The following is an 8079-nucleotide window of genomic DNA, read 5'->3' as shown; positions in this document are numbered from 1 at the left end:
CAGTTCTAAAAAAAACGGCGGGAAATCCCGCCGTTGTTGTATCGTAGGCCCGTGCAAGCGAAGCGCCGCCGGGCAAAAACACTTACAACACCAACCCCGCAAAGCTCGCCGACAGCAGGCTCACCAGCGTCGCGCCGTACACCAGACGCAGACCAAACCGCGACACCACGTTCCCCTGCTGCTCGTTCAGGCCCTTAATCGCCCCCGCCACAATGCCGATGGACGCGAAGTTTGCGAACGACACCAGGAAGACGGATAAAATGCCCAGCCCGCGAGGAGACATCTGATGCGCGATTTTTTGCAGCTCAATCATCGCCACAAATTCGTTCGCCACCAGCTTGGTCGCCATAATACTGCCCGCGTTTAAGGCATCGCTCAGCGGAATACCAATAAGCCATGCCAGCGGATAAAACACATAGCCCAAAATCTGCTGGAAGCTCATGCCAAATACGCTGGAGAAGAGGGCGTTAACGGCGCTAATAAGGGCGATAAAGCCAATCAGCATGGCCAGAATAATCATCGCCACCTTAAAACCGGCCAGAATATACTCGCCGAGCATTTCGAAGAAGCTCTGCGATTCATGCAGTTTTTCCAGCTTGATATCCGGCTCCGCTTCCGGGCGCGCCGGGTTGATGACGGAGAGAATAATAAAGGTGCTGAACATGTTCAGAATCAGCGCCGCGACGACAAATTTGGCGTCGAGCATGGTCATATAGGCGCCGACTATCGACAGGGAGACCGTCGACATGGCCGTGGCCGCCATGGTGAAGAGACGACGAGAGGATAGATCGCCCAGCACGCCTTTGTAGGCAATGAAGTTTTCCGACTGGCCGAGGATCAGCGAGCTCACCGCGTTAAAGGATTCCAGCTTGCCCATACCGTTCAGTTTTGACAGCAGCGTGCCGATTATCCGAATAAAAATCGGCAGGATCCGCCAGTGCTGAAGAATACCAATCAGCGCGGAAATAAAAATAATTGGGCAAAGCACGCCGAGGAAAATGAACGCCAGCCCTTTTTCCCCCATTCCGCCAAAGACGAAATTGGTCCCTTCACCGGCAAATTTAAGCAGTGACTCAAAAAATCCCGAGACGTATTTAATCAGGAATAACCCGCTTTCGGCGTGCAGGAAAAAGAACGCCAGGGCAATCTCAATGACAATAAGCTGTAAAACATAACGAATGCGAATTTTTCGGCGGTCGAAACTCACCAGCCAGGCGAGCGCAAGAATAATCACCAGCGCCAGCAGGAAATGGACAATCTTAAACATGGTTTATTTTCAGTTGGTTTTTGAGAAGGATATTTAGCCACAGCGCTGGTTAACCGTAAATGGGCAATTTTATTATAACTTATAAACTTAACGGTAACGTCGGCAACTATTAACAGGCTTTGCGTTTACAACTCGTCATCAAAACACCACACATTTCGCTTGTGTTTCTTTTCGCCGTAATGATAATCACTATCACAAGAATTTACCTTTCTTTGCATCAGTTGACCGCGATAAACATTTAAGGTGTCGGCATGTTTGTTCCATTTCTCATTATGTTACGTGAAGGGCTCGAAGCTGCCCTCATCGTGAGCCTTATCGCCAGCTATCTGAAGCGAACCCAGCGCGGACGCTGGATTGGCGTCATGTGGGTCGGGGTATTCCTCGCCGCGGCGCTCTGTCTGGGCCTCGGTATCCTCATCAACGAAACCACCGGGGAGTTCCCGCAGAAAGAGCAGGAGCTGTTTGAGGGGATCGTCGCCGTAATTGCGGTGGTGATCCTTACCTGGATGGTGTTCTGGATGCGTAAAGTCTCCCGCAACGTGAAGGTGCAGCTGGAGCAGGCGGTGGATAACGCGCTGCAAAAGGGCAATAACCACGGCTGGGCGCTCATTATGATGGTCTTTTTCGCCGTCGCGCGTGAAGGCCTTGAGTCTGTTTTCTTCCTGCTGGCGGCGTTTCAGCAGGATGTGGGGATCTGGCCGCCGCTGGGGGCCATGCTTGGTCTCGCCACGGCCGTGGTGCTCGGTTTCCTGATTTACTGGGGCGGTATCCGCCTGAACCTGGGCGCATTCTTCAAGTGGACCAGCCTGTTTATTCTGCTGGTGGCTGCGGGGCTGGCGGCGGGGGCGATACGCGCCTTCCACGAGGCGGGCCTGTGGAACCATTTCCAGGACGTGGCGTTCGACCTCAGCAACGTGCTCTCCACCCATTCTCTGACCGGCACCCTGCTCGAAGGTATCTTCGGCTATCAGGAAACGCCGAGCGTCAGCGAAGTGGCGATGTACTTTATTTATCTGGTACCGGCGCTGGTGCTGTTCGCTATGCCGCCGCGTACCGGCACGCAGGCGTCGCGCGTTACGCCATAATTTTTGTTTTAGTTACAACATACTTATAAAGGGAAGAGTCATGGCAATTCAGTTCCGTCGTAGTGCGTTATGCGCAGGCATTGCCGCGCTGTTCGCTTCTGCATTCTCCGCCTGGGGCGCGGATGTACCTCAGGTTAAAGTCACCGTTAATGATAAGCAGTGTGAGCCGATGACCCTCACGGTGAACAGCGGCAAAACCCAGTTCATTATTCAGAACCACAGCCAGAAGGCGCTGGAGTGGGAGATTCTGAAAGGGGTTCTGGTGGTGGAGGAGCGCGAAAACATCGCCCCTGGCTTCAGCCAGAAGATGACCGCCAACCTGCAGCCGGGCGAGTATGAGATGACCTGCGGCCTGCTGACCAACCCTAAAGGGAAGCTTATCGTCAAAGGTGAAGCGACGGCCGATGCGGCGAAAGGCGCAGCGGTGCTGAGCCTGGGCGACGCGATTACGGCGTATAAAGCCTATGTCACGAAAGAAACGGCGGACCTGGCGGCGGCAACCAAAGCCTTTACCGATGCGGTGAAGGCCGGTGACATCGAAAAAGCGAAATCCCTGTATGCGCCAACCCGTCAGCACTACGAGCGCATCGAGCCGATTGCCGAACTGTTCTCTGACCTTGATGGCAGCATTGATGCCCGCGAAGACGATTACGAGCAGAAAGCCGCCGATCCGAAATTCACCGGTTTCCACCGTCTTGAAAAAGCCCTGTTTGGCGACAACTCTACCAAAGGGATGGAGAAGTACGCCGAGCAGCTGAACGGCGACGTGCTGGAGCTGCAAAAGCGCATCAGCGAGCTGGCCTTCCCGCCGTCAAAAGTAGTGGGCGGCGCGGCCGGCCTGATTGAAGAAGTGGCCGCGAGCAAAATCAGCGGCGAAGAAGATCGCTACAGCCATACCGATCTGTGGGACTTCCAGGCCAACGTCGACGGTGCGCAGAAAATTGTTAACCTGCTGCGTCCTCAGCTGCAGAAAGAGAACGGCGAACTGCTGGCCAAAGTGGATGCCAACTTCAAAAAAGTCGACACCATTCTGGCGAAGTACCGTACCAAAGATGGGTTTGAAACCTACGACAAGCTGACCGATGCCGACCGTAACGCGCTGAAAGGCCCGATTACCGCCCTGGCGGAAGATCTCTCTCTGCTGCGCGGCGTACTGGGTCTGGACTAAGCACGATGAATAAGCATAGCGAGAACGATGTGGTTGAGCCTTCACGTCGTCGATTGTTAAAAGGGGTGGGGGCGCTGGGGGGCGCTCTTGCTCTGGCTGGCGGATGTCCGGTAGCGCATGCGGCGAAACCGCAAAGCGCGCCCGGCACGCTGTCACCCAATGCCCGCATGGAGACGCAGCCGTTTTATGGCGAACATCAGTCGGGCATCCTGACGCCGCAGCAGGCGTCCATGATGCTGGTGGCCTTTGATTCGCTGGCCAGCGATAAAGCCGATCTGGAGCGCCTGTTCCGCCTGCTGACGACGCGCATCGCGTTTCTCACCGCCGGCGGACCGGCGCCCGATACGCCGAACCCGCGTTTGCCGCCAATGGACTCCGGCATTCTGGGGCCGTTTATCGCCCCGGATAACCTGACCATTACCGTTTCGCTCGGTGAGTCGCTGTTTGATGCGCGCTATGGGCTGGCAAAACAGAAGCCGAAAGCGCTGCAGAAAATGACGCGTTTCCCGAATGACTCTCTGGACGCGGCGCTGTGTCATGGCGACCTGCTCCTGCAGATTTGTGCCAATACCCAGGATACGGTGATCCACGCCCTGCGCGATATCATCAAGCACACGCCGGATCTGCTGAGCGTGCGCTGGAAGCGGGAGGGTTTTATCTCGGACCACGCCGCCCGCAGTAAAGGGAAAGAGACCCCGGTGAACCTGCTGGGCTTTAAGGACGGCACGGCCAACCCGGACAGCAGCGATGGTGCGCTCATGAAGGAGGTGGTGTGGGTCACTGCCGATCGGGGCGAACCGGCGTGGGCGGTGGGCGGCAGCTATCAGGCGATACGGATTATCCAGTTCCACGTGGAGTTCTGGGACCGCACGCCGCTCAAGGAGCAGCAGACGATCTTTGGTCGCGATAAGCAAAGCGGCGCGCCGCTCGGCATGAAGAACGAGCATGATGTGCCTGACTACGCGAGCGATCCGAATGGCGACGTCATCGCGCTCGACAGCCACATTCGTCTGGCCAATCCGCGCACCAAAGAGACGCAGTCCAGCCTGATGATGCGTCGTGGCTACAGCTATTCGCTCGGCGTGACCAACGCCGGACAGCTTGATATGGGGCTGCTGTTCGTCTGCTATCAGCACGATCTGGAGAAAGGCTTCCTGACCGTACAGAAGCGGCTCAACGGCGAAGCGCTGGAAGAGTACATTAAGCCTATCGGCGGCGGCTATTTCTTCGCCCTGCCGGGCGTGCGCGATCGAAACGCGTACCTCGCTCAAGGTCTTATTGAAGCCTGATAATTGTCCCCGCAACCGTTCGCGGGGACATTATTTTTTCATATGACTATCCTCCTGTTATATTTCTGTAATATTTCTATATGAGACTGATTTCACCTGTAGGGACAGTCTTAAAAGTTGCATTCAGGTAAAATAAATGTTGCATTTATGATAACTCCTGATGTACTTAAGATAAGACAGCGGTAGTTCCCGGCAGTGATGCTGAATCACTATGGAGATCGCGAATGGTTGCGTCCTGTACTGGACAAGGTAAACATAACAACCGCAGCACCCGGCGCGGAGGCTCAGACTCCGGCAGCGATTTCCTCACCACTAAATTCTCCCCCCTTCCTCAAGAATCTGATTCGACCGACGTGCAGAACGGTGCGCGTAGCTGTTCCGTATCGTTATCCGATAAAGCAAGCAATGGCTTACAAGGAAGCCAACCCTCTGATGTTCGTGCGCATAATCGTGCCGAAGCTGGCGCGTGTGATGAATACCAACAACTCAAGGTGCTATCCATGGGAAGACAAAAAGCAGTGATCAAAGCTCGTCGCGAAGCAAAACGTGTGCTGAGACGGGATTCACGTAGCCATAAACAGCGTGAAGAAGAATCGGTCACCTCGCTTGTGCAGATGAGTGGCGTAGAAGCAATTGGCATGGCCCGAGACAGCCGTGATAATTCTCCAATTGTGGCGCGCAATGAGGCTCAGGCGCACTACCTGAATGCTATCGAGAGTAAACAGCTCATCTTTGCAACCGGTGAAGCCGGATGCGGGAAAACCTGGATTAGTGCAGCCAAAGCGGCGGAAGCGCTGATTCATAAGGACGTGGAGCGCATTATTGTTACCCGTCCTGTACTGCAGGCTGATGAAGATCTCGGCTTCCTGCCCGGAGATATTTCGGAGAAGTTTGCTCCGTACTTCAGGCCCGTCTATGACGTGCTGGTGAAGCGACTGGGTGCATCCTTTATGCAGTACTGCCTGCGACCAGAGATTGGCAAGGTGGAAATCGCGCCGTTCGCCTATATGCGCGGACGTACATTTGAAAATGCGGTCGTCATTCTTGACGAGGCTCAGAACGTGACCGCTGCGCAAATGAAGATGTTTTTAACGCGCCTCGGGGAGAACGTGACGGTTATCGTTAACGGCGATATTACCCAGTGTGACCTGCCATCCGGCGTGAAATCCGGGCTGAGCGACGCCATGTCACGTTTTGAGGAAGATGAGATGATTGGGGTGGTACGCTTCACCAAAGAGGACTGCGTGCGTTCAGCGCTCTGTCAGCGCACGCTGCAGGTCTATTCCGACTAAAGGTAAAGCATTATCGTTTTGCCTCTTTCCTGTAATGTCTTCCCGGCGTAATGCCGGGAAGCGTCGTTTATACTCCGCAGAAATTCCCCTTATTTAAGTACCGTATTGCTGAATCAATAATTCCGATTATTAAGTGGGTGGGCGTTTTTATTCTTTTTTGCAGAAGTGTGATATGAAGTGATAATACCCACAAGATACCTGTGAATATAATGAGCGCGCTAATTGTTAATTAAAAATTAAACGTGAATGTTGTCACAGAACATTACTATGAAGTAAAAATTAAGTTGGTGTCTTCAGGTGAGTTATCTATGTTTCGTACTTGTTCGAACAAAATTCTAAGAAGAAACACAACAGGGGAGCTTTTTCCCTGAAACATCACGCTGAGGGTCATACATGAACGAACTGGTTGGTGCTATTAATGGTGTAATCTGGAGCCCTGCGTTAATATTTTTATGTCTGGGTGTCGGCCTCTATTTCTCGCTGCGTAGTCGCTTCCTGCAATTACGGCATATCAAACATATGATTACCCTGATGTTCCAGGGGCGTCCTACCGATGCAGGCGTATCGTCGTTTCAGGCGCTGACGATGACTCTGGCAGGCCGCGTGGGGACAGGGAATATCGCCGGTGTGGCCACGGCAATTACCTTTGGCGGTCCGGGCGCGCTTTTCTGGATGTGGATAGTCGCTTTTTTAGGTGCCAGCTCCGCATTTGTCGAATCCACCCTGGGACAAGTTTATAAAGAAAAAATTAACGGCGAATATCGCGGTGGTCCTGCCTTTTATATTGAAAAAGGTTTAGGCGTTAAGTGGTACGCATGGTTATTTGCTATTGTGACTATTTTCTCCTGCGGATTATTACTTCCGGGCGTGCAGGCAAACTCGATTGGGGCGAGCCTGGATATTGCTTTTGGTCTGAGTCCGAACGTTACGGCGGCATTACTTGCGGTGCTGTTAAGTTTTATTATATTCGGCGGTGTAAAAAGGATTGCCAGCTTTAGCAGCATGGTCGTTCCATTTATGGCGCTGGGGTATATTATTGTCGCCTGCGTGATTATCGCTATTAATATTAACCAGCTCCCTTCGGTTATTCTGCTGATCTGGAAAAGTGCGTTCGGCCTTGAAGCAGGTTTCGGTGCCATCCTGGGTCAGGCCATCATGTGGGGCGTTAAGCGCGGCGTCTATTCCAACGAGGCCGCGCAGGGGACCGGGCCGCACGCGTCATCGGCGGCGGCGGTGAGCCACCCTGTGAAGCAGGGGCTGGTTCAGGCGTTCTCGGTCTACATCGACACGCTGTTTGTCTGCTCCGCGACCGGGTTTATGCTGCTGATCACCGGGCTGTATAACGTCCAGGGCGTCGACGGCGCAGCGCTTTATACCGGGATTGCTGGCGTGGCCGCGGGTCCTGGCTATGTGCAGACGGCGATGGAAAGTATGATGCCAGGCTTTGGTAATTACTTTGTTGCCATTGCGCTGTTCTTCTTTGCCTTCACGACGATTATTGCCTACTACTATATTGCCGAAACTAATATCGCCTTCATTAACCGTAAAATTCACCGTCCATGGCTGACATTCCTGCTCAAGCTATGCCTGATGGCCTCCACGGTATATGGCACGGTTCGCACCGCGGATCTGGCATGGGGACTGGGGGATATCGGGGTAGGGCTGATGGCGTGGCTCAACATTATTGCCATTGTTCTGTTGCATAAAAAAGCGTTTGCCAGCCTTAAGGATTATGAAATCCAGAATGCGCAGGGGCTGGATCCACAGTTTGACCCGGTTCGGCTGGGAATTAAAAATGCGGATTACTGGCTTGATGGGCGTAAGGATGAGGATGGTGTTCAGCCTGAGCAGGTTTCATCGCTTGAAAGAAAGCAGCCGGCAGCAAAGTTGAATAGCTGAGGAATCGAATAAAAAAGCCCGGGCATTAGTTCGGGCTTTTTTTTGTGAGGCGGCTCAGTCCGCACCGGGGGGGATTGAC

Annotated in this window: 6 protein-coding genes; 5 read left to right on the top strand and 1 reads right to left on the bottom strand. The window is 53.6% G+C overall.

Going from position 1 to position 8079, the window contains the following annotated elements; genetic code table 11:
- Positions 1 to 82: 82 nt before the first annotated feature.
- The gene (locus DEO48_RS04755) at positions 83 to 1267 is read right to left on the bottom strand and encodes a NupC/NupG family nucleoside CNT transporter (RefSeq protein WP_109844499.1); all 1185 of its coding nucleotides are present in this window, start codon (positions 1265 to 1267) and stop codon (positions 83 to 85) included.
- A 251-nt stretch (positions 1268 to 1518) separates the two neighbouring features.
- Here DEO48_RS04755 and efeU point away from each other — a divergent pair, with 251 nt between their 5' ends.
- From efeU to DEO48_RS04730, 5 genes are all read left to right on the top strand, one after another.
- On the top strand, positions 1519 to 2352 hold the full coding sequence (gene efeU / locus DEO48_RS04750) for an iron uptake transporter permease EfeU (protein WP_109844498.1): 834 nt from the start codon (positions 1519 to 1521) through the stop codon (positions 2350 to 2352).
- A gap of 40 nt (positions 2353 to 2392) precedes the next feature.
- Positions 2393 to 3520: an iron uptake system protein EfeO gene (gene efeO / locus DEO48_RS04745; protein ID WP_045354579.1), complete on the top strand. Its 1128-nt coding sequence runs from the start codon at positions 2393 to 2395 to the stop codon at positions 3518 to 3520.
- A 5-nt stretch (positions 3521 to 3525) separates the two neighbouring features.
- Positions 3526 to 4809, top strand: coding sequence for an iron uptake transporter deferrochelatase/peroxidase subunit (gene efeB / locus DEO48_RS04740; protein ID WP_109844497.1), 1284 nt, complete (start codon positions 3526 to 3528; stop codon positions 4807 to 4809).
- Positions 4810 to 5309: 500 nt separating this feature from the next.
- Entirely contained in the window at positions 5310 to 6101 is a 792-nt protein-coding gene (phoH, locus tag DEO48_RS04735; protein ID WP_029740192.1) for a phosphate starvation-inducible protein PhoH, read from the top strand.
- Between the two features lie 393 nt (positions 6102 to 6494).
- Positions 6495 to 8000, top strand: a complete 1506-nt coding sequence (locus DEO48_RS04730) for a sodium:alanine symporter family protein (RefSeq protein ID WP_045354582.1) — start codon at positions 6495 to 6497, stop codon at positions 7998 to 8000.
- Positions 8001 to 8079 lie beyond the last annotated feature (79 nt).

Source organism: Enterobacter sp. CGMCC 5087 (assembly GCF_003144775.1).
Lineage (GTDB): Bacteria > Pseudomonadota > Gammaproteobacteria > Enterobacterales > Enterobacteriaceae > Enterobacter > Enterobacter cloacae_M.
This window is presented reverse-complemented; position numbering and strand designations above follow the sequence as displayed.